This window comes from Bacillus sp. BC08 (assembly GCF_054326875.1).
The window spans coordinates 137,191-160,915 of sequence record NZ_JBTGPA010000030.1 but is presented as its reverse complement, the minus strand read 5'-3'; the positions used below and the strand labels follow the sequence as shown (position 1 = coordinate 160,915).

The following is a 23,725-nucleotide window of genomic DNA, read 5'->3' as shown; positions in this document are numbered from 1 at the left end:
GTATTATGTTGCATGCTTATATTTAAAATCCCCACCGCTGTTAGAGAGGTGGGGATATACCCTTGTTCATCATATCATTTTAGTAATGAGATAGGTTTTTAATAGAGTTATTTCTACCATCTTTTAGTAAGGTTTGCTTTATCCCACTATTTGTGGGCAGTAAGACTCCGCCTCAAGATTCAGCGAAAACAAAGAAATTAGGTGAGGGCTGATTAAAGTTTCACTTTATAAGAGATATGAATTTTTCCATTGATGTATTAGGCCCTACAAAATGGCGTTTAATTAAGTACTGTTCGTTTGGCATCCCTTTTGTAATGTGATTACCGTGATCAGTAGTTACTGCGAACTCATAATGTTTTTTTGTTTCTTCAACAGCTAGGTCATTATAAGAACCTACTGGATAGGCGAGAGCGATGACCTTTTTACCAGTAAGGGCTTCGATTTTTTCTTTCGAACTACGTAATTCCTCATCATAATTACTTGAATAGGCCATCATCGTATGATTAGCAGTATGCGATTGAATAGAAAAAATGCCTGAATCCATCATTTGTTTTATCTCATCTGTTGATAGACGATTTGGTTTGTCTATCTCATTTGCAGTAAGAAATTCAGTAGCTGTAGGTTGAAATCTATCATCTTTTAATTTTTGTAAAATATGAAGAGCGTTCATATTATTTTTTCGACCATCATCCATCGTTACAAAAACAGGTTTATTTACACGATTTATATCATTCCAACGTTCAAAAGTAAGCATCGTATAACCGTTATCTTTCAAATATTGCATATGCTTTTCGAATTGCTCAGGTGGTACATATAAGCCATAATCCCCATCACTTGGTCCAGGGTATTTTTCAATTGCATGGTACATTAATACGGGTACACTTTGCTGGAATGTAATTTTAGATGTTACTAGATTTGTTTCAGTATTATCTTCTTTGATTCCTACTGTTTCAATTTGGAATTCGCCACGTTTTAAATGAAATGATTTTAAATGTAGTGGGAGGGCAAAGTCACGTTCTTTTTCTTGTGAAGTAAAAGTCTGTTTGCTTTCAGGACCATCAGCAGTACGCCAAATATTGTAACGTACTTGTGTGAATGAATCTCTTAAATCCTTTGTATAAAGCGTGGTGTTTTGTGCGTTATATTCATACGGATCCCATGTAATAATCCCTTGTGTTAAAGGAAGTTCAACTGCTTTCGCTTTTTTTTGTTCAACTGCTTGTTTCGCCGTCGCTTCTTTTATTTGTTTATCACTAGTGCTACAACCTACGAGAATAGCAGAAGAAAGTAAAGCGATATATGTATATTTTTTCATTCTATCATCCTTCTATTGTGTTTTAATTATCATCAATTATGTCATGCAATCATCATTCGTATAAGTGAAACTAACTCAAATTTTCGATTTTAAAAATTTGAATTATACCCTTGTACATCATATCACTATAGAATATATAGGGGAATACATTTTTGGGATAATTCGGAAAATAACTTATATTTTTTTGGTGGGGTTTACATAAAAATACATATAGAAGAAAATAAGAAAACTCCACCTAAATTTCCTTTTGGAAAAGGAGAAGTAAGGTGGAGTTTTTTATTAAATAAACAATCCAGCGATTGTTGCAGATAAAATAGAAGCAAGTGTTGATGCAAATAACATTTTCCAACCAAATTTAGAAACAATGCTTCCTTGTTTTTCAGAAAGGGCACGGATTGTACCAACAATCGCACCAATTTGGCTAATACTTGCGAAGCTAATTAAGAATACTGTAACGATTCCGACTGTACGTGGAGATAATGTTGATGCAACATCTTTTAAATCAAGGATTGCTACAAACTCGTTTAATACAATTTTCGTACCCATAATACCACCAGCTGGGATAATATCTTGAGTTGGAATACCCATTAAGAATGCAAATGGAGAAAGTATATAACCGAAGATTTGTTGTAAAGTAACAGCATATCCCATTGCACCTGAAGCGGCACTAATTACGTAGTTTACAACTTCCATCACACCGATGAAGGCAATCATTAATGCGGCAACGATACCAGCTACTTTTAAACCATCAAGCGCCCCGTTAATCATTGCGCCGATAAAGCTGTCTCCGAATAAAGTTCTATCAAATTTTTGAATCACTTCATCTTCTTTCTTCGTATCAACTGGTGTTAATAGCGAACAAACGATCAAGCTTGAGAATAAGTTTAGCGGAAGAGCTGCTAGTACATATTTCGCATCTAACATCATTACGTATGATGCTGTAACAGAAGCAGAAACGGAACTCATCGCAGAACAACAAATGATAAACATACGGTTTTTATTGAAATGTTGTAAATCATTTTTAATAACGATTAACGCTTCACTTGAACCGAAGAATACAGAGTTTACTGCGTGGAATGACTCGACGCGTGGTAAACCAGTAATTTTTGAAATGGCACCGCCGACAACGCGAACGATGAATGGTAAAACACCTAAATAACTAAAGATAGAAAGTAGTGCTGAGAAAAATACGATAATTAATAGTACGTTTAAGAAAAAGACAAAATCTCTTTGAATTCCATTAAAGAGAAAATCGACACCTGTCGTACCAAGTTTAATTAGTTTGTTGAAAACTTTACCAATGAAAATAATGATTTGTTGACCAATCTTTGTGCCAAACATAAACCAACCGATTAAAATTTGAAAACCAATCATAATAGCAATTGCACGGAAGTTGATTTTACTTCTATTGTTTGACAAAGCAAAGCATAAACCTAAAACGACAAGAATACCGATAATGCTCATTACATATTGCATGTAGTTGCCCCTTTCAGAAGTTCGTATAAAGTTTGTACATAAAACGCTCGTTATATTACTAAAAATAAAACAAAGAGGTTTTATGTCATACGTAAGATGTCTGACCTTTTAGAAAAATAAAAATAAAAAAAGACCCATATGGATTCACTTTCATCTATGAGAGAAAGCTAATCAATATAAGTCTTTTTTTGCACATAGGCTAATATTCATTAGTTTTCCCCATAGTCCAGCAATTTAAGGTTGCCGGGTAGAAACTCTCGATCCATATTATCGAATATATATGAGGTAACATCGTCCGTATTAAATTAGTAGTAGCGTAACATTAACAGAGAACTATCGTCAATAGCTTTTTTTCTTCCGATAGAAATAGACCATATAAGTATGATAAAATGTAACGCAGTGTTATGAAAAAGAGAGGTCGGAAAATGAGTACAAAAATGACGCCACCAATTGAGAAAAATGAGTTTATAGACGTAGTATTTGAAGATTTAACACATGATGGTGCCGGTGTTGCGAAAGTAAAAGGCTATCCTATTTTCGTTAAAAACGGATTACCAGGTGAAGAAGCACAAATTAAAATTATTAAAGTGAAGAAAAACTTCGCATTCGGTCGTTTAATGAAACTTCATACAGAAAGCCCATATCGTAAAGATGCAGAATGCCCAGTGTACAATCAGTGCGGCGGTTGTCAGCTTCAGCACTTAACATATGAAGGACAATTACAAGCGAAAGAAAAACAAGTACGTGACGTTATGCAACGTATTGGCGGATTAAGCGATGTTCCTGTGCACCCTGTACTTGGCATGAAGAACCCATGGGTATACCGTAACAAAGCACAAGTACCAATTGGAGAACGTGAAGGTGGACTTGTCGCTGGTTTCTATCGCCAAGGAACACATGACATCATTAATATGGAATCATGTTTAATTCAGGCAGAAGAAAACGATACATTAATCCAGGAAGTAAAACGTATTTGTGAAAAACACGGTATTTCGGCATACAACGAAGAGCGTAATAAAGGAACACTTCGCCACGTAATGGCTCGTTACGGACAAGTAACAGGGGAAATTATGCTTGTCTTCATTACTCGTACAGCAGAATTACCAAACAAAAAAGCAATCATTGAAGAAATTGCTGCAAAATTCCCAGAAGTAAAATCGATTGTTCAAAACGTAAACACGAAACGTACAAACGTAATCTTCGGAGACACAACGACAGTACTGTACGGATCAGAATACATTTATGACTTTATCGGTGACATTAAATTTGCAATTTCAGCACGTTCATTCTATCAAGTAAATCCAGAACAAACGAAAGTGCTATACGATAAAACGTTAGAATATGCAAAATTAGATGGCAACGAAACAGTAATTGATGCCTATTGCGGAATTGGATCAATCTCCTTATTCCTAGCGCAAAAAGCGAAAAAAGTGTACGGCGTTGAAATCGTTCCGGAAGCAATCGAAGACGCAAACCGAAACGCGGCACTAAATAACATGACAAATGCTGAATTTGGCGTAGGAGAAGCAGAAGTAGTCATTCCAAAATGGTACAAAGAAGGCGTAATCGCTGACACAATGGTCGTAGATCCACCGCGTAAAGGTTGTGATGAGGCACTACTAAACACAATCATCGACATGAAACCAAAACGCGTCGTATACGTATCATGCAATCCAGCAACATTAGCACGTGACTTAAAAGTACTAGAAGAAGGCGGATATAAAACGCAGGAAGTACAACCTGTTGATATGTTCCCGCATACGACTCATGTAGAGTGTGTAGCTTGGCTTAAGTTGGTATAATAGGAAAGCAGTTGATATAGGAAAATCTATACCATCTGCTTTTTGATGTATTGAGAGTTTGAAATTGCATTCATATTGAGAGGATTTGAATTTGAAATGATAGATAATTTTTGGCGTGATTTACCACGACCATTTTTTGTACTTGCACCAATGGAAGATGTGACAGACGTTGTGTTCCGTCACGTAGTAAGTGAAGCTGGTCGCCCAGACGTATTCTTCACAGAGTTCACAAATTCGGATAGCTATTGTCATCCAGAAGGTATGAAAAGTGTACGTGGCCGTTTAATTTTTACAGAAGATGAACAACCGATCGTGGCGCATATTTGGGGAGATAATCCTGAATATTTCCGTCAAATGAGTATTGGTATGGCAGAGTTAGGATTTAAGGGCATCGATATTAATATGGGTTGTCCTGTACCGAACGTAGCATCAAGAGGAAAAGGTAGTGGCCTTATTCTACGTCCAGACGTTGCGGCAGAACTTATTCAAGCAGCAAAAGCGGGCGGGCTACCTGTTAGCGTAAAAACACGACTGGGCTTTAAAGAGTTAAGCGAATGGGAAGATTGGTTAACGCATATTTTTAAACAAGATATCGCAAACCTTTCTATTCACTTACGTACAAGAGAAGAAATGAGCCAAGTGGATGCGCATTGGGAACTAATTCCGGAAATTAAAAAATTACGTGACCGTATCGCACCAAATACGCTAATAACAATCAACGGAGACATTCCTGACCGTAAAATCGGACTGGAACTTGCTGAAAAATACGGCATTGATGGTGTTATGATTGGACGAGGTATCTTTAAAAATCCATTTGCTTTCGAAAAAGAGCCAAGAGAGCATAGTAGTAAAGAACATCTTGATCTTTTAAGACTGCAGCTGGATCTTCAAGATCAATATGCAGAAGTATTACCACGCTCTATCACAGGATTACATCGCTTCTTCAAAATTTATGTAAAAGGCTTCCCAGGAGCTGCTGAATTAAGAAATCAATTGATGAGTACGAAATCAACGAATGAAGTACGTGCATTGCTTGATAAGTTTGAGGCGAGTGTGAATGTAGTAGAAGGTAGTGAAACAGTGTAACTTTTGAAAGTTACACTGTTTCACTTTAATTAAGGTGAACCGTATCATAAGCAAGGGCGGTATTCTATTCTATGTAAAACACGAGTAAGAAAAGAATACAGGAGAAAAGCGAAAATGGTAGGTTGGTCTTGATTTTCAATGAAAGTATCATGTTTATTTTATTATGCCTATAATTGGAGGCCGTGTGAATGTTAAGTGATCAGGCGAGATATTCTAGGCTCGCGAATATAACAAAAATAATAAATACAAAATTAGAACTACGTGAAGTATTGCAGCGTGTAACAATTGCGATATCAGAGGAGATTGTTAAGTGTAACTCTGTTGGAATTTATTTACCCCAGGAAGATGGAACGTTTAGAGGGTTTGCAGGAAAACCAGAGACAATAAATGGCGTAACGCTTGATACTCAGGTGATTGACCCTGAAATAGACTTACTGGCAAAAGAAGTTATTGAAACAAAAAAAACGATTTATATCTCTGATACATCAAAGGATGATCGACCGGATTCGAGACCAGTTGCTGCGTTCAAAATTAAGTCCTTATTAGCTCTGCCTATCTCATTTGAGCAAGAGTTATTTGGTTTGGTTTTTTTATTTGATTATGGAGTTCCAATGAACTTAACAAATTCAGAAATTCAAAGTGTTGAAGCTTACGTAAATATGGCTGCGGTCGCAATTCAAAATGCAAAAAATTTAAAGCAGAAGGAAAACCTTATTGCTGAGAAGCAGCTGTTACTAAATGTTACCCGTGATTTATCAATGTGTTCCTCGATACAGGAGAGTTTTGATAAATGTTTCTTTTACTTAGGAAAGATTTTAGAGAGTAAAAACATGGTAGCTCACCTTTTAGATCCCCTAGACAAAACAACGATTAAAACAACGAAGTTAAGCAAGGAATGTGATTGGACAGAAGCGGATTGGATGGAGAAAAGCTATGAAGCCAAGATCCAAGAGGTTATTCAAACAAAAAATATAGATAGTAAGGGCCTATTGATGATTCCATTGGTTTCAATGGGAGAAGTATTAGGGGTAATCGTCGGTGGCAAAGGGGGAAAAAGTCACAATTATGATAATTCCCAAATACAACTTGCAAAATCTATCGTTGATGCCACAGCGCCTACGTTTTCAAACTTGTTATATATGGGTCGACTTGAAAGCATGGTGGAAGAGCGAACGCGAGAACTAGCTATTGCTAATGAAAAAGTTACAAGTGTGATTGAAAGTATTACGGATGGATTCTTTACTTTAAATAATACGTGGGAATTTACGTACGTAAATAAGCATCAATATTTTCCACAAAGAAAAACAGCAAAAGATGTATTAGGCAAGAATATATGGGAGATTTTCCCGAGTAGCATTGACGAAGTCATGTATAAGGAACTTCATCGTGTAATGTCAGAGCGAACTACAGTGTATTTTGAATTTTTTTCTGCCCCTGATGAATATTGGCACGAAGTTATTGCATATCCGTATGATGATGGTATTTGTTGTATTTTTAAAAACATAACGGAAAAAAAGCAATATGAGCAGGAATTGAAAAGGTTATCCAACATAGATTTAATAGGGCAAATGGCAGCTGGTATCAGTCATGAGATTAGAAATCCAATGACAACAGTACGAGGATTTTTGCAGTTATTAAAAGAAGAGCCCACCTATGAGAAACATAATAAGCACTTTAATTTAATGATTGAAGAACTTGACCGTGCCAATTCTATTATTACTGAATTTCTCTCAATGGGTAATACAAGGAAATCGGATTTACAGATGTTAGATTTAAATTCAATTATTCGCGATATTACTCCGTTAATAAAGATTGATACGCATAATCAAAATAAATATATTCAAGTCGATACAAGTGACATTCCGGAATTACTTTTAAATCGTAATGAGATACGGCAATTATTAATAAACTTATACCGTAATGGCTTAGAAGCGATGGACACAGAGAAAGTTCTAACCATTAGCACATACAAAGAAGATCGAGATTGTGTGGTGCTTGCAGTGCGGGATCAAGGAAATGGTATCAGGCCTGAAGTATTAGAGAAACTGGGTACTCCATTTTACACGACCAAAGTTAATGGAACAGGATTGGGATTAGGTATATGTTATGCCATTGCTGCCCGTCATAATGCAAAAATAGAAATTCAAACGGGATCCGAAGGCACTACCTTTTTTGTTAAATTTAATTATGAAAATAATAAAAAATAACCTTATTTAGATTAGTTTTGTTGAACTGTATCACAAATATTTATATTTGAGTTGCATAAAAAAATGGACAAATTTATATCAGGTTTGTCCATTTTCAATTGTGTTAATTAATAGTGAATTCCCAACAGAGGTTTCGTTCAGCATCTTTATAATCAATTAAATAATTCAATATTGATCTTTTCCCATATTAACCCTAGTATCAGTATGATTTAATTGGAAGAAAATATGAAATGGAAATACCTAAACAGCATATGTTGCGGTTTTAAAATCATCCCCACAAGCATTAATCCACCTAAGACTACAAAACCTCCCCCTAAAATGTTAAAGTAGTAACTTAACGACATTCATTTATACATGCTAAAAGCATTACTATAATCAACATTTCAGGAGGCAAAACAATGGCAATGAGCAACAATGATATATTAAAAAGAGTAAGGTACGCTTTAGATATAAGAGATATAGATATGGTAGAAATCTTTAAACTTGGTGGTATGGAAGTAACGAAAGAAGACGTAGTTGATATGCTTATAAAAATAAAGAGAGCGCCTCAGCATGAAGCTGAAAATGATGATGTGGTCGAAGATGAGTACGTATTAACATGCGATATGATGATGTTAGAGGCATTTTTCAATGGATTTATCACTTTAAAAAGAGGGAAGCAAGATCCGAAACCAGGACAACCAGCACCTGTACAAAGCAAAGAGAGTGCGAATAACCTTCTTCTAAAGAAAATGAAAATTGCACTATCTTTAACGAGTGAGGATGTACTTGATATATTAGATAGCGTAGGCGTTACGGTAACAAAGGGAGAACTAGGAGCCCTATTAAGAAAAAAAGGTCATAAAAATTACAAAGAGTGCGGCGATAGATACGCAAGGAATTTCATTAAGGGATTAGGTGTAAAGTATAGAGGGTAATGATTTTGTTAAAGCAGCAAATGATATAATAGGTAGAGTAGGACGTTCGTGTCCTATTCTTTTTTTATTTGTAAAATAATACGTTAGGTGATGAAATGGTACATACATATTTAGGTGAGACGATTAATTTTTATATAACTTATAAGAAAAAAAAGTCGGTGCGTCTTTTTGTAGATTCGTACGGAAATGTGGAAGTGCAGGCTCCAAAGGGAACACCTGTTGAATACTTAGTCCAGTTGCTAGAGGAGAAATGGGATTGGATTCAGAAAACACGTAAGGAAATGCAAGAGCGAGCGCTTGGACCGCAGGAAAAGGATTACGATCAAGGAGAGGGCTTTCTATATTTAGGCAATACGTATCCGATACAGATTTTTCAAGATGCAAATATTACGCAAGACAGTGCAGTGCTTGAAGGAGATAAGCTACACATTTATGTGAAAGAGATTAAGGATGAGAAAATCCAGCAGGCTTTAAAACGATTTTATTATAAGCAGTGTAAGTCATTGGTAGAGAAGAGTATTAAAGTGCATCAAAGTAACTTCAAAACAAAACCGCGTTCTATTCGTATTACAGATAGTAGTCGTACGTGGGGAACTTGTGATTCAAATCTGCAACTAACATTCAATTGGAAACTAGCGATGGCACCACAGCGAGTAATTGATTACGTAGTTGTTCATGAAATGTGCCATATGGTTCATTTAAATCATGATCGATCTTTTTGGCGTCTTGTCGGCAAAATAATGCCTGATTATAAGGAAATGGAGAATTGGTTAGCGTTATCTAGTTGGAAGATGACGGTTTAGCAATGTGTGATTTGAACTATAACTTTGCCGTCTGGGCAAGGTTATGGTTCTTTTTGTCTGTGGCGAACTTATGGTTCAAATCACAGGGATTTATAACAAAAAGCATAAGATGGCCGTTTTGGCCAACTTATGCTTCCAGGATTTGAAGAATATTTTTATTATGGCTACTTTTCAACTAGTACGATATCATCAAGATAGGCATGAAGATATTCATTATAATCGCCTGGTAATACGGAATCAGTAAAAATGTTGATGTATGGACTTGGAGAACTATAATTTCGAGTAGTAAATTCGAACGACTTTTGTTCATACTGTGAGGAAGTAAATCCAATGCTGACTGGTTTTATTACATCAGGCCCCGCTGCTTCTACGTATATACCTCTACCAGGAGTAGTTACTTTTCCAGATGCGGACAGTATGTATGTAGTATTAGGCTTCAAAGTTACGCGCCCCCTAAATACACCGCCATATCCACTTAAATGAATTCCTTTAGAATTATTTACTCCTGCATGCTCTTCAATATTGTAATTTATATCGCCCTCAAGTTTAAAAGGTTCTAAACTGGAATTGTAGTCAAAATCAATATTAAAAATATAAGTTTTTTCCTTTTCTTTTAATTGTACATTATCAAACTTAACCATCCCCTTTGCTGTAGAAGCAAGTTTGACAGCAAAGTTTGACACATCTTCCCCTGTTTTAAACTTTATCTCATGATGTTCCGGATTAAATCCTGTATTATACTGCTTCTTTGTTAATGGAACTATTTCTTGATTGGTATTCAGATTACCTACTGTTACTTCTGATGGAGAACCTATACTTCCCGCTATATCAAATGTTAATGTATATTCTGTATTCGGTTTTACAGTAACAAACTGATAGACTGAGTCTCCATGTATTAATTTCAGATAATGATTGTCTGTTTGAGAATTACCAATATTCTCGATAGAAGAATTAGGACTATATAAAATCCAGTCATTTAGCCCATCCTCAAAATCTCCATTCCTAACTTGTTCATTTGCAGATGAACTATCTGCTGATACAATACCTGAAAAACTTATACTGGCACTTAATACAATTGCTGTAGAAAATACTCCTATACCGACTTTTTTAAACAATTTCTTCATCTCCTTTGGTCAGATTAAAATTCATTTTTTCATATTTCTATATATGTTTGGATAAAGCTTCCAAAGAACACTTTTATTAATAAATGATTTATGTATCCGAGATTTAGGTTATTTTCATTTGAAAGCTCTTCAACGTATACAAGGACAACTCGCTCAAAGTGAACGGGTAAAGAAAGCATATCGAGAGAGCAAAGTGACCTATTAACTAAGGGAAGCGTCCGTTCCACTCGCTCGTTTATTAAAGTTATTAGTATCAATTTGACCAAACCTTATTCCAAAGCTACATGAATAGAACACACGGCAAACTTATAGGTAAAGTTACACAATACACTTTATATAGGTTGCGATTATTATTAATGTTTGTCGGTAAGGCGATATATCTCAAAAATCGCTAATATATTTGGAGTTGCAATCGATATGTTCAATGAAGAGAAAGTGAAAGGAGATGTCACAGCAGACATCTCCTTTTTCTTACTTAGCAATTATCGTCCAAATTTCACAACAAAATCTCCGTCTACTTTCTCCATCTCATACCCACGATACCCCTCCGAAAGCAACGCCTGCTGTCCATCAGCATCGCTCATCGGAACATTCTTAATCTCCGTCCAATCTCTCTCCTTGTCTCCACGCAATTCCTTTACAAACACATACCGCATACTCCCGCCATATTTCTCTTTCAATGCAGCAATCTCCATTCCTTGCGAAAACTTGTCTTTTAAACTTGGAATGTTAAAAGGAGCAACGGTACAGCAAACATAGTCGTATTTGCTATCTTCTTTTTGTAATTCGTTCATGATGACTGTCGCTAATATTTTTTGCATCCCATTTCCTCGGCTGTTCGGGTGAACATTTGAAATTTCTTGATAGATGACGCGATGTAGTTCGCTTTCTGCTATGCCAATATCAAGTCCTAAATGTTCGTCGTCGATAGGAGGGACGAGTAGGGCACGAAATGCGATGAGTTCGTTTTCGATAAAAGCACCGATCATCATGCCGTTTCCTTCTAGAATGTATTGAAATTCTTCTAACGAGAGTGGTTGTAAGCGACTTTTATCCTCTAGCGCTTCAACTACGACGTTTTGTAGTGATAAGATTTGCTCGATGTTCTCTAGTGATAGTAATGTAACGTGAAATGACTCGTTATTTTGTTTTAACGATCCTTTGTATAGAACTGTCATGTGTTAGTCCTCCTTTAGCGTACAACGTCTTGAAAGACGGTTAGTTCTTGTAATGTATCTTCATTTATTTCAATGCCGAGTCCTGGCTTTTCGTTTAAGCGAATAAATGGTACGTCGTAATGTAAGTTTCCGATGTCTTTCGTGAACTTTAATGGACCTGTAAGTTCAACGCTCGTAATAATTTTTTTCGAGAAAGCAACATGGAATCCTGCGGAAGAGGCAACAGATGATTCGACCATGGATCCAACTTGGCATTCAATGCCGGCCATTTCTGCCTGGTGAGCGAGTTTTACAGCGGGATATATGCCGCCGCACTTCATTAGTTTTATATTTACTTTATCAGCCGCGTCTAATTTAATGATTTGGCGCATTTCACGAGAACCTTTTAATCCTTCATCAATCATAAGTGGAAGGTCTGTTTTAGAACGAATGTGAGCCATTGCGTCAATATCATCTGCGACAACAGGCTGTTCAATCCAGTCGATGTTTACATGACCTAATGAACGAAGTGCCGTTAATGTGTTTGCGCTATTTTTCCACCCTTGGTTTACATCAATACGAATCGCAATATCATTTCCTACACGTTCACGTACCGCTTCAATTCTTTTTACATCTTCTATTACATTTGTACCGACTTTCATTTTGAAAGATTGGTAACCTTGTTGAATCATGGAGGCAGCTTCATCAGCCATGTCTTCAGGTTCCGCGATACTTAAGACGTGAGTGACAGGGAAGTCTTCATGGTAGCGTCCGCCAATTAATTGATATACAGGTTGATTTAGTTTTTTGCCCATTATATCAAAACAAGCAATATCAATCGCGGCCTTCGCAGTAGGCACACTGTAAATTGTATTGTCCATCATATCGTGTATTTTCTCGATATTCATTGGATTGTGCCCGATGAGCGCAGGAGCAAGTGTATGTTTTAAAGTATGGAAAGTACTTTCCCATGATTCGCCTGTAACGTGATCATCAGCAACGCCCTCACCGTAACCGATAATGCCATCATCTGTTTCCATTTTGACGATAATAGAAGGCATATCAGAATAAGAACCATAACTAATAACAAATGGATCGCGAAGCGGTAAACGAATTGCATAAAGATGAATAGCTGTAATTTTCATTAGGTAGAGACCCCTTCCTGTTTACAATAGTTTTGTACATTTGATATAGTTGACGTTAAATAGTCGTTAATTAATGATAAGGAGTTAGAAAAATAATGATAAAAATTGCAGTCGTCGGTTCAAAAGAGTTTATGGAGACACTTTTACCTATTGCTCATAAATTAGAAGAAATAGAGATTGATCCATATATTTACCTTCATCCGGCAGAATCTTCTGAACTATTAAAGCGTTTAAAGCCTTGTGACTTCATCTTTTTCTCAGGTGCTTTACCTTATTATATGGCAAAAGAAATAAGAGAACAATTACGAATTCCAAGTACGTATTTACAGCAAGACGAGACAACGGTCGTATCTTCCATTCTTTCTATCATGTATCACCAACGGATTCAACCACATAAAATTTCAATTGATTTAGTAGACCGCTCATTCATTACAAATGTGTTCCATGATATCGGTATAAAAGAAAGTCCACAAGTGTTTGATTATGAAAATATGCTGTGGAGTAAAGATGAGATAAATAGAGTTATGGATTTTCATATAGCTAAATATCAATCAGGAGAAGCTCATTTAGCTTTAACTAGTATCCACGCTGTCTATGATGAACTTCAAAAAATAGGTATTCCTTCAGAGCGTATGATAGATCCGAAGCAATCGATTATACATGGGTTAAAAGATGCAAAAATAAAAGCTGAGTTAGTAAAAAGCCATTCAGCTACTGTTGGTGCTTGTATGATTTCTTCTTTAGAATTACGAGTAGGTTTGCTTGAGCAATTAGATGCTATTTCAAAAGCACTACATGGTTCATTTAAAAAAGTTGATGAAATGACGTTCATTTTGTATACGACTCGTGGTGATATTGAATCGATTATAAAAACAAATATGATAAATACTTTATTTGCGAGTATAGAAGGAACGATAGCTATTGGATTTGGTTACGGAAAAACTGTGAAAGAAGCGGAGCAAAATGCTAAAATCGCTCAAAATTTCGCGAAGAATAATCCAATAAACCACTGCTTTTATATACTAACAAGTGATAAAGAACTATTTGGTCCGTTCCCGAAAGAACAGAGGGTACAAAGTTTGAAGAATGAAAACCCGGAACTCATGAAAATAGCGAAGGAAACGAAACTTAGTCCAGCAAACTTATCAAAAATTATTCAATTTAGTCAATCACATTCATCATTGAAGTTTACAGCAGCAGATCTTTCTGAATACTTACAAGTGACCCGCCGATCAACAGAAAGGTTATTAAAGAAACTAGTTGATTATGGGTATGCTCATATTTGCGGCGAGGAAATGCCCTATCAACAAGGGCGCCCTCGTGCAATATATGAACTGAATTTACCGTTATCTTTAAGCTTCTAATTGAGCTTTTTGCTTTTTTAGTAGTTCTGCTTTTTCAATGTCTGATAGTTTCGTAATTGTGAGACCAGTTATGCCGTAAAGGATTGAAATAATAGGTACGATGAAATTCAATATAGCATAAGGAGCATATTCGAATGCGCCAACTCCAAGTGTTGCGAGAATAAATACACCACATGTATTCCAAGGTACGAAAACAGAAGTTAATGTTCCGCCATCTTCTAATGCTCTGGATAAATTTTTAGAATGTAGTCCTTTTTCTGTGTATGCATTTGCGTACATTCTTGAAGGAACAACAATCGAAATATATTGTTCAGAGCAAGTAAGGTTGGTTGCAAAGCAAGATGCGATAGTAGAAGCGATAAGTCCTTTTGCTGATGTCGCTAATTTTAAAATTTGGTTTACAATTGAGCGGAGAATTCCAGTATGTTCCAGTACCCCTCCGAAAGTCATAGCGACAATTGTCATAGAAACCGTATTCATCATCGAATCTAAGCCACCGCGGTTAAAGAGTTCGTCTACTAGCTTGTTGCCAGTGTCTATAACAAATCCATTTTGGAGTGCGCCGACAGAAGCGGAGACAGAACCGCCTTGAATAAAGACTTGTGATAAGAATCCTAAAATAATACCTACGAGAATAGCTGGGATCGCAGGAACCTTTTTAGCGACCAATACCATAACGACTACAGGTATGATTAATAGGAAAGGTGAGATAACAAAGTTTTGTTGCAACACTTGTAACGTTTGATCGATACCTTTTGCATCAATATTGTTAGCACCGAAGCTTCTTCCCAAGAACGCATAAACGATAAGAGTAATAACTAAACCTGGTATTGTAGTAAATAACATATGACGAATATGTGTGAATAAATCTGTATTTGTTAACCCTGCGGCTAAGTTTGTTGTGTCTGAAAGCGGTGACATTTTATCGCCGAAATAAGAACCGGAAATGATAGCACCGGCAACCATTGGAGCTGGGATTCCCATACTTAGTCCAATTCCCATTCCTGCAACACCAATTGTTCCCATTGTAGACCAAGAGCTACCGATAGCTAATGCAACAATAGAACAAATAATTGTAATTGAAACTAAAAATAGTGATGGAGTTAAAAGATTTAAACCGTAATAAATCATTGTTGCGACGATTCCGCCGCCAATCCAAGCACCGATCGTTAAACCTACTAGAATAATGATAACGATAGCGGGTAATGCGAGGCGAATTCCTTTATACATCGCTTCTTCAATATCGTGCCATTTGTAACCGTAACGCCAAGCGACGATAGAAGCAACGGTAGTACCGATAATAAGTGGGACGTGAGGGCTTTGTTTTAATACAACAATTGTAACCATCATAACTGCAACTGTAATAATAATAGGGATTATTGCTACGCCAAAAGGTATTTCTTTTTTCATAAACTGCCTCCTCATTATGGATGTTTATATTTTTAGAATTGTCGCAAAATAGACGTTATTAAATTATAATAACTAAAGACTGATAGGAGCGTCAATAAAAAAACAGAAAATAAGGAATATTCTATCGTTATGAAGTGAGTGGAAATAAGTTGTCGATCGTATTTGAAAATAAACAATTGACTTTTTTCTTAAAATTCAATATGTTCATAAAAACATCTGTTTTTCATAAGTATAATTAACCTGAATGGTTTTGGAATTTGGGAAGGAGAATGTAGCTTTGAAAACATTAGAACTACAAGAGCGTTTAACTGAAATTTTTCAGCACTTACATGAAAACCCTGAAGTGAGTTGGAAAGAGTATGAAACGACAGCGTATATTACTAACTTTTTAAAAGAAGAAGGAATTTCATATAAAATATTTGATGATTGTCCAGGCGTGATTGCGGAAATCGGAAGCGGAAACCCAGTTATTGCAATTCGTGCCGATATGGATGCACTATGGCAAGAAGTGGACGGAGAATTTAAAGCGAATCATTCATGTGGTCACGATGCTCATATGACAATTGTGATGGGGCTTATTTTACAATTGAAAAATATGAGATGGAATAGTGGAACAGTTAGATTTATTTTTCAGCCGGCAGAGGAAAAGGGAAATGGTTCTTTAAAGATGGTAGAGAAGGGTGCCGTGGAGGATGCAGATTTCCTATTCGGTGTTCATTTGCGCCCGATTGAAGAACTACCTTTGAAACAAGCTGCTCCATCTATTCGTCACGGAGCAGCAGGATTTTTAGAAGGAACGATTCATGGAGATGATGCACATGGGGCACGTCCGCATCAAGGGATAAATGCAATTGATGTAATTTCTATGATCAATATCGGTTTGAAAAATATATGGCTACCACCGCAAAGTTCATATTCAGTGAAGATGACGAGGTGCCAAGCTGGCGGGGATAATCTAAATATCATTCCAGGTAACGGGCATTTTAGCTTAGATGTAAGAGCAGAAAATAACATATTACTAAATGAATTGAAGCAAAAAATAGAGCGAGTAATTTTGTCGGCTGAATCAATGGGATCTAAAGTATCTTATGAGTGGATCGATCTCGCACCAGGAGCTGAAGTTTCAGAAGAAGCTGAGCGCTTTATGCGAAAAGGCATTCTTGAAGTATACGGGGAAGAGGGATGCACTGGACCACTGTATACGACAGGAAGTGATGATTTCCATTACTACACAGTGAAGAGACCACATTTAAAAGCTGTTATGCTTGGGCTAGGGGCAAACCTACAACCTGGATTACACCATCCGTATATGAAGTTCGATCATAGTTGTATTATGGATGGGGTAGAAATATTGAAACAAACTGTATTGAAAGTACTAGAGGACAGGAGCTAGAGAGCTCCTGTTTTTTTCGTGAATTGTCGGTAAGTCGATATATTAAAAAAAATCGTCGATATAATTTCACGAACCAATTAATGCAATGAAAAATCCCTCTCCGGTACATGGTGTATAATAATAAGTACCATTTTCTAATAGGAGAAGAAAAATGAACGAACAATATTACGATGCTGTATTACATATAAAAACTGTCGGTGAGCAAAAGGGCTTTAATAAATCTATGCATTATCACCGTTATGAACCGACGCCATATAGCGGATTAGATGAACTATTAAATCAATATGAAATAAGAAGTAGCGACCGGGTTGTAGACTTTGGATGCGGAAAAGGACGATTAAACTTTTACATGCATCATAAGTGTGGTGCTTCAGCGGTTGGAATTGAAATGAATGAAGAGTTTTATAAAGAAGCGATGGAAAACCGTGAGCGCTATGCACGAAAGGTAAGAAACAGTAAAGATAAAATTGGGTTTGAATATTGTTTAGCGCAGGAATATGAGATTGATCCACGTGATAATCGGTTTTATTTCTTTAATCCATTTTCTGTACAAGTATTTATGAACGTAGTAAATAATATTTTACTTTCGGTAGAAGAGGCGGAGAGAGAAGTAGATATTATTTTATACTATCCTTCTGAAGATTATATTTTCTTCTTAGAGAACCAGACTGCGTTTGAATTGAAGAGAGAAGTAAGGTTGCCTGGGGCTTATGAGAAGAATGGGAATGAGAGGTTTTTAGTTTATACATTAAGATTATAAGAAAAGCAGGTGCCTTGGCACCTGCTTTTCTTTACTCACGTCTATATAATTAGTTACGGATTAAGTAATCAAATGCACCTAAAGCTGCGTTTGCACCTGAACCCATAGAGATGATGATTTGTTTGTACGGATTATTTGTACAGTCACCTGCAGCAAACACTCCTGGTACGTTTGTAGCGCCGTGCTTGTCTGTTACGATTTCACCGCGAGCGCGTTCAACTGTTTCGCCTAACCAGTCTGTGTTTGGAACAAGACCGATTTGTACGAATACACCTTGTAATTCAACGTGATGAACTTCTTCAGTTTCACGGTCGATGTAAGAAATACCGTTTACTTTATCAGTACCAGTGATTTCTTTCGTTTGAACGTTTTTCAGAACAGTTACATTTGGTAAGCTGTTAAGACGCTCTTGTAATACAGCATCAGCTTTTAATTCTGGCATGAATTCAAGAACAGTTACGTGCTTAACAATACCTGCTAAGTCGATAGCTGCTTCAATACCAGAGTTACCTCCACCGATAACTGCTACGTCTTTTCCAATGAATAATGGACCGTCACAGTGTGGGCAGTATGCTACACCTTTATTTTTGAACTCAGCTTCACCTGGTACGCCAACGTTACGCCAGCGAGCACCTGTTGAAACGATTACGCTCTTACTTTTCAGAATAGCGCCGTTTTCAAGTTCCACTTCAATAAGTTCTTTTTTCTCTAAACGTTTTGCACGTTGTAGATTCATTACATCGATGTCGTATTCTTTTACGTGCTCTTCAAGGCTTGCTACTAGCTTAGGACCTTCAGTGCGTTTTACGCTGATGAAGTTCTCAATACCCATAGTATCCATTACTTGACCACCGAAGCGCTCAGCAACGATACCAGTGCGGATGCCTTTACGTGCTGCATAAATCGCTGCACTTGCACCAGCAGGGCCGCCACCAACAACAAGAACATCGTATGGATCTTTATCAGAAAGCTCTGATGCATCTGGACCGTTACCCATTTTAGCTAAAATTTCTTCAAGAGTCATACGACCGCTTCCGAAAGATTCGCCGTTTAGGAAAACTGTTGGTACTGCCATGATGTCTTTGCTTTCTACTTCCTCTTTGAATGCAGCGCCATCAATCATAGTATGTGTAATACCAGAGTTTAGAACGCTCATTACGTTAAGAGCTTGTACAACATCAGGACAGTTATGACAACTTAGGCTGATATAAGATTCAAAATGATATTCGCCTTGAATGTTTTTAATTTGATCGATTAATTTTTGTTCAACTTTTGGAGCGCGTCCACTTACTTGTAGTAAAGCTAACACTAATGAAGTAAATTCGTGTCCTAATGGAATACCAGCGAATACAACACCAGTGTCTTCACCAGGGCGATTTACGCTAAAGCTTGGTGTTCTCTCTAATTCAACTTTTTCTACTGTAATCTTAGATGACATAGTAGCTAATTCGTCTACTAGAGCTAACATATCTTTAGATACGTCATCGTCTCCAGCGCTTACTTTAAGTAAAATATCGTTCTCCATTAACTGAAGGTATTGGGATAGTTGTGTTTTTATATCTGCATCTAGTATCATTTTGATCGAACTCCTTAGATTTTGCCTACAAGGTCAAGGCTTGGTTTAAGTGTTGCAGAACCCTCTTGCCATTTAGCTGGGCAAACTTCACCTGGGTTGTTACGTACGTATTGCGCTGCTTTAATTTTGTTAACAAGAATGCTTGCGTCACGGCCGATACCGTCAGCATTGATTTCCATAGATTGGATAACGCCGTCTGGATCGATGATGAATGTACCACGAGCAGCAAGACCTTCTTCTTCCATTAAAACGTTGAAGTTTGTAGTGATTGTGCGAGTTGGGTCACCAATCATAATGTATTCGATTTTGCCGATAGTTTCTGAGCTATCATGCCATGCTTTGTGAGTGAAGTGAGTGTCTGTAGATACAGAGTATACTTCAACGCCTAAGTCTTTTAGAGTTGCATATTGGTTTTGTAAGTCTTCAAGTTCAGTTGGGCAAACGAATGTGAAGTCAGCTGGGTAGAAACAAACTACACTCCATTTTCCTTTTAAACTTTCGTCAGTAACTTGGATAAATTCTCCATTATGGTAAGCGTTAGCTTTAAACGGTTTTACTTCTGTGCCGATTAATAACATATTAAAATTCCTCCTAAATGTTGGTTTTGAGCATCAAAAAATAGTGTGCTCATAAAATATATTTTTTAATTAACTATAATAATTCTAATTCGATATTAATTATCATATAGAAGTGGTTATTTTGTCAAGAGAATAAACCAACTTTATATCAATTTAATTAATATTTATTCTCAATTAAGGTTGTTAGAGAATTAAAAGGTAGTTTTCATGTAATCGATTTTCAATGAGTATATAAAAGAGTAGTGTGTATGTTAGAGACATGGTGTAAGTATAAATTGTTAGGAAGAGAATACTTCTTAGAAGTTGTGGAGTTGAAAAGGATTGCTTATTTCTATTTTACAAAGAATTGTGTGATAAATAAAATAAAATGAATTAGAATCTTTTTGAACATTTTTTGTCATCTCAAATATATAATTAGGAAGCATATTGCAGTGATATAGAAACATTGACTCAAGATGTTAACAAGATATAATAAAACCTAGATATACCTTTCAAAAAGAAGAAGATATAATATAGGATAAAAATTTTTCAACCTATTATTTTTTATAGCTTTTAGAAAACGCTTACAATTAGTGTGGAGGGGAAACCATGTCTAAGTTCACGAAGTATTTTTTAATGGAAGCTAATGATGTGATTGTATATGTGAAAAAGAAATTATCTAAGTTTGAGGATGCAAAGGGGTTACAGTGTAAAGAAATAGGCGATGGTAATTTAAATTATGTATTCCGAGTTTGGGATGAGCAGAAGAATATTTCTGTCATTGTAAAGCAAGCTGGGGATACAGCAAGGATTTCAGATGAATTTAAGTTGTCGACGAATCGTATTCGTATAGAATCAGATGTTTTGCAGTTAGAGGCGGAGTTAGCACCTGGGCTTGTCCCAAAGGTATATTTGTTTGATAGTGTGATGAATTGTTGCGTAATGGAAGATTTATCAGACCATACAATATTACGTACAGCACTTATAAATCATCAAATGTTTCCAAGGCTTGCGGATGATTTAACGACCTTTTTGGTAAACACACTTTTATTAACATCGGATGTTGTAATGAATCATAAAGAGAAGAAGGAGCTTGTGAAAAACTATATAAATCCTGAATTATGTGAGATAACAGAGGATCTCGTATACGCTGAGCCATTTACAAATCATAATAAGCGTAATGAGTTGTTTCCATTAAATGAAGGATGGATTAGAGAGCATATTTATAGTGATAAAGAGCTTCGTATGGAAGCCGCAAAACTTAAGTTTTCTTTTATGACGAATGCACAGGCACTTATTCACGGTGATTTACATACTGGTTCTGTTTTTGTAAGAGATGATTCTACAAAGGTTATCGATCCTGAGTTTGCCTTTTATGGACCAATGGGATATGACATTGGGAATGTAATGGCGAATTTAATGTTTGCTTGGGTGAATGCAGATGCGACTATGAATCCTGGGGCTGAGAAAGATACGTATATGAATTGGCTACAATCGACAATGATAGAGGTAATTGATTTATTTAAGAAGAAGTTTTTAGATGCTTGGAATATTCATGTGACAGAAATTATGGCGAAGGAAGAAGGCTTTAACGAAGTATATTTACAATCTGTATTAGAGGATACAGCTGCAGTGACGGGCCTTGAGTTAATTCGTCGTATTGTTGGGCTAGCGAAAGTAAAAGATATTACTTGTATTGAGAATGAGGAAGCACGTGCTAGAGCAGAACGCATTTGCCTTCAAGTAGCGAAGAAATTTATTTTACAGGCGAATCAATATAAAACAGGCAAAAGCTTTGTAGAAACGTTAAAAGAACAGTCAATGCACTATGCGAAGTAAGGGGAGAAGATAATGGAAGAACAATTAATACCAATTCAGTGGAAAGATGATGCTTTAGTTTTATTAGATCAAACATTACTACCGAATGAGATTGTCTATGAATCTTTCAAGACAGCTGAAAGTGTGTGGGATGCCATTCAAGTAATGAAAGTAAGAGGGGCGCCAGCGATTGGTGTTTCGGCAGCTTATGGTGTGTATTTAGGAGCCAAGGAAGTTACTCAAAATACGGTGGAAGAATTGATAGAGGAAGTAAAAAAGGTATGTGCATACTTAGCGACATCAAGACCGACCGCAGTAAACTTATTTTGGGCACTTGAAAGAATGGAGGCAGTCGCGACAGAGAACGCACACTTATCAATCGCCCAGTTGAAAGATAGATTGCTAGAAGAGGCAAAAGAGATTCATAGAGAAGATGAAGAAATTAACCGTCAAATTGGAGAACATGCACTAACATTATTCCATGATGGAATGGGAGTATTAACACATTGTAATGCCGGTGCGTTAGCGACGACTAAGTATGGTACTGCGACAGCTCCAATGTACTTAGCGAAAGAAAAAGGATGGGACTTAAAAATCTATTCAGATGAAACACGCCCTAGATTACAAGGTTCAACGTTAACAGCATTAGAGCTACAGCGAGCGGGGATTGATGTTACTGTTATTACGGATAATATGGCAGCTATGGTCATGTCACAAGGAAAGATTGATGCGGTGATTGTTGGATGCGACCGTGTGGCAGCAAATGGTGATGTAGCAAATAAAATTGGGACATTAGGCGTATCTATTTTGGCGAAATACTACAACATTCCGTTTTATGTAGCAGCACCAACACCGACAATCGACTTAAAAACACCGACAGGAAAAGAAATTCCGATCGAGGAGAGAGATGCCTCTGAAGTGATTAATCGTTTTGGACAATATTCTGCTCCGAAAGAAAGTAAAGTATATAATCCGGCATTTGATGTCACACCACATGAAAATGTAACAGCGATTATTACGGAAAAAGGGATTGTAAGAGCACCGTTTACGGAGAACTTAAAAAAACTATTTCAATAAGTAGATAGATTTAAAAAGTCAGTCATCATAAGCTTCATACTTAGGGGGATGTATATGTTATTACAAAAAGAAAGAGAAGAAATTGTAGCGTATGGAAAGAAAATGATTTCTAGCGGTTTAACAAAGGGGACAGGCGGCAATATTAGTATTTTCAATCGCGAGCAAGGTCTTGTTGCAATTAGCCCAAGTGGTTTAGAGTATTATGAAACAAAACCTGAAGATGTAGTTATATTAAACTTAGATGGTGAAGTGGTAGAGGGAGAGAGAAAACCATCAAGTGAGCTTGATATGCACCTTATTTATTATAGAAAGCGTGAAGATATAAATGCGCTTGTGCATACACATTCTCCTTACGCGAAGACGATTGCATCATTAGGATGGGAACTTCCTGCAGTATCGTATTTAATTGCTTTCGCAGGTCCGAATGTACGCTGTGCACCGTATGAAACATTTGGTACGAAGCAATTAGCAGATGCTGCTTTTGAAGGCATGATTGATCGTCGTGCCGTTTTACTTGAGAACCACGGTTTAATTGCAGGTGCAAATAACATAAAAATGGCGTTTACTGTTGCCGAAGAAATTGAGTTTTGTGCGCAAATTTATTATCAAACGAAAAGCGTCGGAGAGCCGAAGCTATTGCCAGAAGATGAGATGGCGAATTTGGCGAAGAAGTTTGAAGGGTATGGGCAGCAATAGAATGAAATAAAAAACACCCTCAAGAAAAAATCTTGAGGGTGT

Annotated in this window: 19 protein-coding genes and 1 riboswitch; of the genes, 11 read left to right on the top strand and 8 right to left on the bottom strand. The window is 36.6% G+C overall.

Annotated elements, in window-relative coordinates; genetic code table 11:
- Positions 1-220: 220 nt before the first annotated feature.
- Positions 221-1,315 carry a polysaccharide deacetylase family protein gene (locus ACXVYO_RS10410; RefSeq protein ID WP_458466926.1) on the bottom strand — a complete coding sequence of 365 codons (1,095 nt, stop codon included), beginning with the start codon at positions 1,313-1,315 and terminating at the stop codon, positions 221-223.
- A 279-nt stretch (positions 1,316-1,594) separates the two neighbouring features.
- A complete protein-coding gene (locus ACXVYO_RS10405; protein WP_001200509.1) occupies positions 1,595-2,791 on the bottom strand; it encodes a NupC/NupG family nucleoside CNT transporter in 1,197 nt (398 codons plus the stop codon).
- Between the two features lie 202 nt (positions 2,792-2,993).
- A riboswitch (purine riboswitch) is annotated at positions 2,994-3,095 on the bottom strand.
- A gap of 121 nt (positions 3,096-3,216) precedes the next feature.
- Here ACXVYO_RS10405 and rlmD point away from each other — a divergent pair.
- From rlmD to ACXVYO_RS10380, 5 genes are all read left to right on the top strand, one after another.
- Positions 3,217-4,593 (top strand): 23S rRNA (uracil(1939)-C(5))-methyltransferase RlmD, encoded by a 1,377-nt coding sequence (rlmD, locus tag ACXVYO_RS10400; RefSeq protein WP_458466925.1) that lies wholly within the window; start codon positions 3,217-3,219, stop codon positions 4,591-4,593.
- Positions 4,594-4,689: 96 nt separating this feature from the next.
- The gene (locus tag ACXVYO_RS10395) at positions 4,690-5,679 is read left to right on the top strand and encodes a tRNA dihydrouridine synthase (RefSeq protein ID WP_087957366.1); all 990 of its coding nucleotides are present in this window, start codon (positions 4,690-4,692) and stop codon (positions 5,677-5,679) included.
- A 188-nt stretch (positions 5,680-5,867) separates the two neighbouring features.
- Complete coding sequence (locus tag ACXVYO_RS10390) at positions 5,868-7,886, top strand: GAF domain-containing sensor histidine kinase (protein WP_458466924.1); 2,019 nt, start codon at positions 5,868-5,870, stop codon at positions 7,884-7,886.
- 398 nt (positions 7,887-8,284) lie between these two features.
- Positions 8,285-8,803: a DUF1456 family protein gene (locus ACXVYO_RS10385; RefSeq protein ID WP_458466923.1), complete on the top strand. Its 519-nt coding sequence runs from the start codon at positions 8,285-8,287 to the stop codon at positions 8,801-8,803.
- 95 nt (positions 8,804-8,898) lie between these two features.
- Positions 8,899-9,606 carry a M48 family metallopeptidase gene (locus ACXVYO_RS10380; protein WP_458466922.1) on the top strand — a complete coding sequence of 236 codons (708 nt, stop codon included), beginning with the start codon at positions 8,899-8,901 and terminating at the stop codon, positions 9,604-9,606.
- Positions 9,607-9,770: 164 nt separating this feature from the next.
- Here the strand turns inward: ACXVYO_RS10380 and ACXVYO_RS10375 are convergent, their stop codons facing one another.
- The 3 genes from ACXVYO_RS10375 to ACXVYO_RS10365 all read right to left on the bottom strand — a co-directional run bounded on the left by ACXVYO_RS10375 (position 9,771) and on the right by ACXVYO_RS10365 (position 13,032).
- The gene (locus ACXVYO_RS10375) at positions 9,771-10,721 is read right to left on the bottom strand and encodes a choline-binding protein A (RefSeq protein WP_458466953.1); all 951 of its coding nucleotides are present in this window, start codon (positions 10,719-10,721) and stop codon (positions 9,771-9,773) included.
- 491 nt (positions 10,722-11,212) lie between these two features.
- Entirely contained in the window at positions 11,213-11,908 is a 696-nt protein-coding gene (locus ACXVYO_RS10370) for a GNAT family N-acetyltransferase (protein WP_458466921.1), read from the bottom strand.
- 14 nt (positions 11,909-11,922) lie between these two features.
- Positions 11,923-13,032 (bottom strand): mandelate racemase/muconate lactonizing enzyme family protein, encoded by a 1,110-nt coding sequence (locus ACXVYO_RS10365; RefSeq protein ID WP_458466920.1) that lies wholly within the window; start codon positions 13,030-13,032, stop codon positions 11,923-11,925.
- A 92-nt stretch (positions 13,033-13,124) separates the two neighbouring features.
- Between ACXVYO_RS10365 and ACXVYO_RS10360 the strand changes: the two genes are divergently transcribed.
- Entirely contained in the window at positions 13,125-14,396 is a 1,272-nt protein-coding gene (locus ACXVYO_RS10360) for a transcriptional regulator (protein WP_458466952.1), read from the top strand.
- Here the strand turns inward: ACXVYO_RS10360 and nhaC are convergent.
- Positions 14,385-15,806: a Na+/H+ antiporter NhaC gene (gene nhaC / locus ACXVYO_RS10355; protein ID WP_458466919.1), complete on the bottom strand. Its 1,422-nt coding sequence runs from the start codon at positions 15,804-15,806 to the stop codon at positions 14,385-14,387. The two genes, ACXVYO_RS10360 and nhaC, sit on opposite strands and share 12 nt — an antisense overlap.
- Before the next feature lie 277 nt (positions 15,807-16,083).
- Between nhaC and ACXVYO_RS10350 the strand changes: the two genes are divergently transcribed.
- Positions 16,084-17,199 (top strand): M20 peptidase aminoacylase family protein, encoded by a 1,116-nt coding sequence (locus ACXVYO_RS10350; protein WP_458466918.1) that lies wholly within the window; start codon positions 16,084-16,086, stop codon positions 17,197-17,199.
- A 151-nt stretch (positions 17,200-17,350) separates the two neighbouring features.
- Entirely contained in the window at positions 17,351-17,959 is a 609-nt protein-coding gene (locus ACXVYO_RS10345) for an SAM-dependent methyltransferase (RefSeq protein ID WP_458466917.1), read from the top strand.
- Between the two features lie 49 nt (positions 17,960-18,008).
- Here the strand turns inward: ACXVYO_RS10345 and ahpF are convergent, their stop codons facing one another.
- Together ahpF and ahpC are read right to left on the bottom strand one after the other, a co-directional pair.
- Complete coding sequence (ahpF, locus tag ACXVYO_RS10340) at positions 18,009-19,535, bottom strand: alkyl hydroperoxide reductase subunit F (protein ID WP_000599491.1); 1,527 nt, start codon at positions 19,533-19,535, stop codon at positions 18,009-18,011.
- Positions 19,536-19,549: 14 nt separating this feature from the next.
- Positions 19,550-20,113, bottom strand: coding sequence for an alkyl hydroperoxide reductase subunit C (ahpC, locus tag ACXVYO_RS10335; protein ID WP_000924420.1), 564 nt, complete (start codon positions 20,111-20,113; stop codon positions 19,550-19,552).
- Positions 20,114-20,701: 588 nt separating this feature from the next.
- On the opposite strand from ahpC, the gene mtnK reads away from it, so the two are divergent.
- Genes mtnK through ACXVYO_RS10320 form a run of 3 tightly spaced genes read left to right on the top strand, consistent with a single transcriptional unit; the run spans position 20,702 to position 23,683 of the window.
- A complete protein-coding gene (mtnK, locus tag ACXVYO_RS10330) occupies positions 20,702-21,931 on the top strand; it encodes an S-methyl-5-thioribose kinase (protein WP_458466916.1) in 1,230 nt (409 codons plus the stop codon).
- A gap of 12 nt (positions 21,932-21,943) precedes the next feature.
- Positions 21,944-22,987, top strand: coding sequence for an S-methyl-5-thioribose-1-phosphate isomerase (mtnA, locus tag ACXVYO_RS10325; RefSeq protein WP_458466915.1), 1,044 nt, complete (start codon positions 21,944-21,946; stop codon positions 22,985-22,987).
- Positions 22,988-23,041: 54 nt separating this feature from the next.
- A complete protein-coding gene (locus ACXVYO_RS10320; protein WP_000926556.1) occupies positions 23,042-23,683 on the top strand; it encodes an L-fuculose-phosphate aldolase in 642 nt (213 codons plus the stop codon).
- Positions 23,684-23,725: the final 42 nt, after the last annotated feature.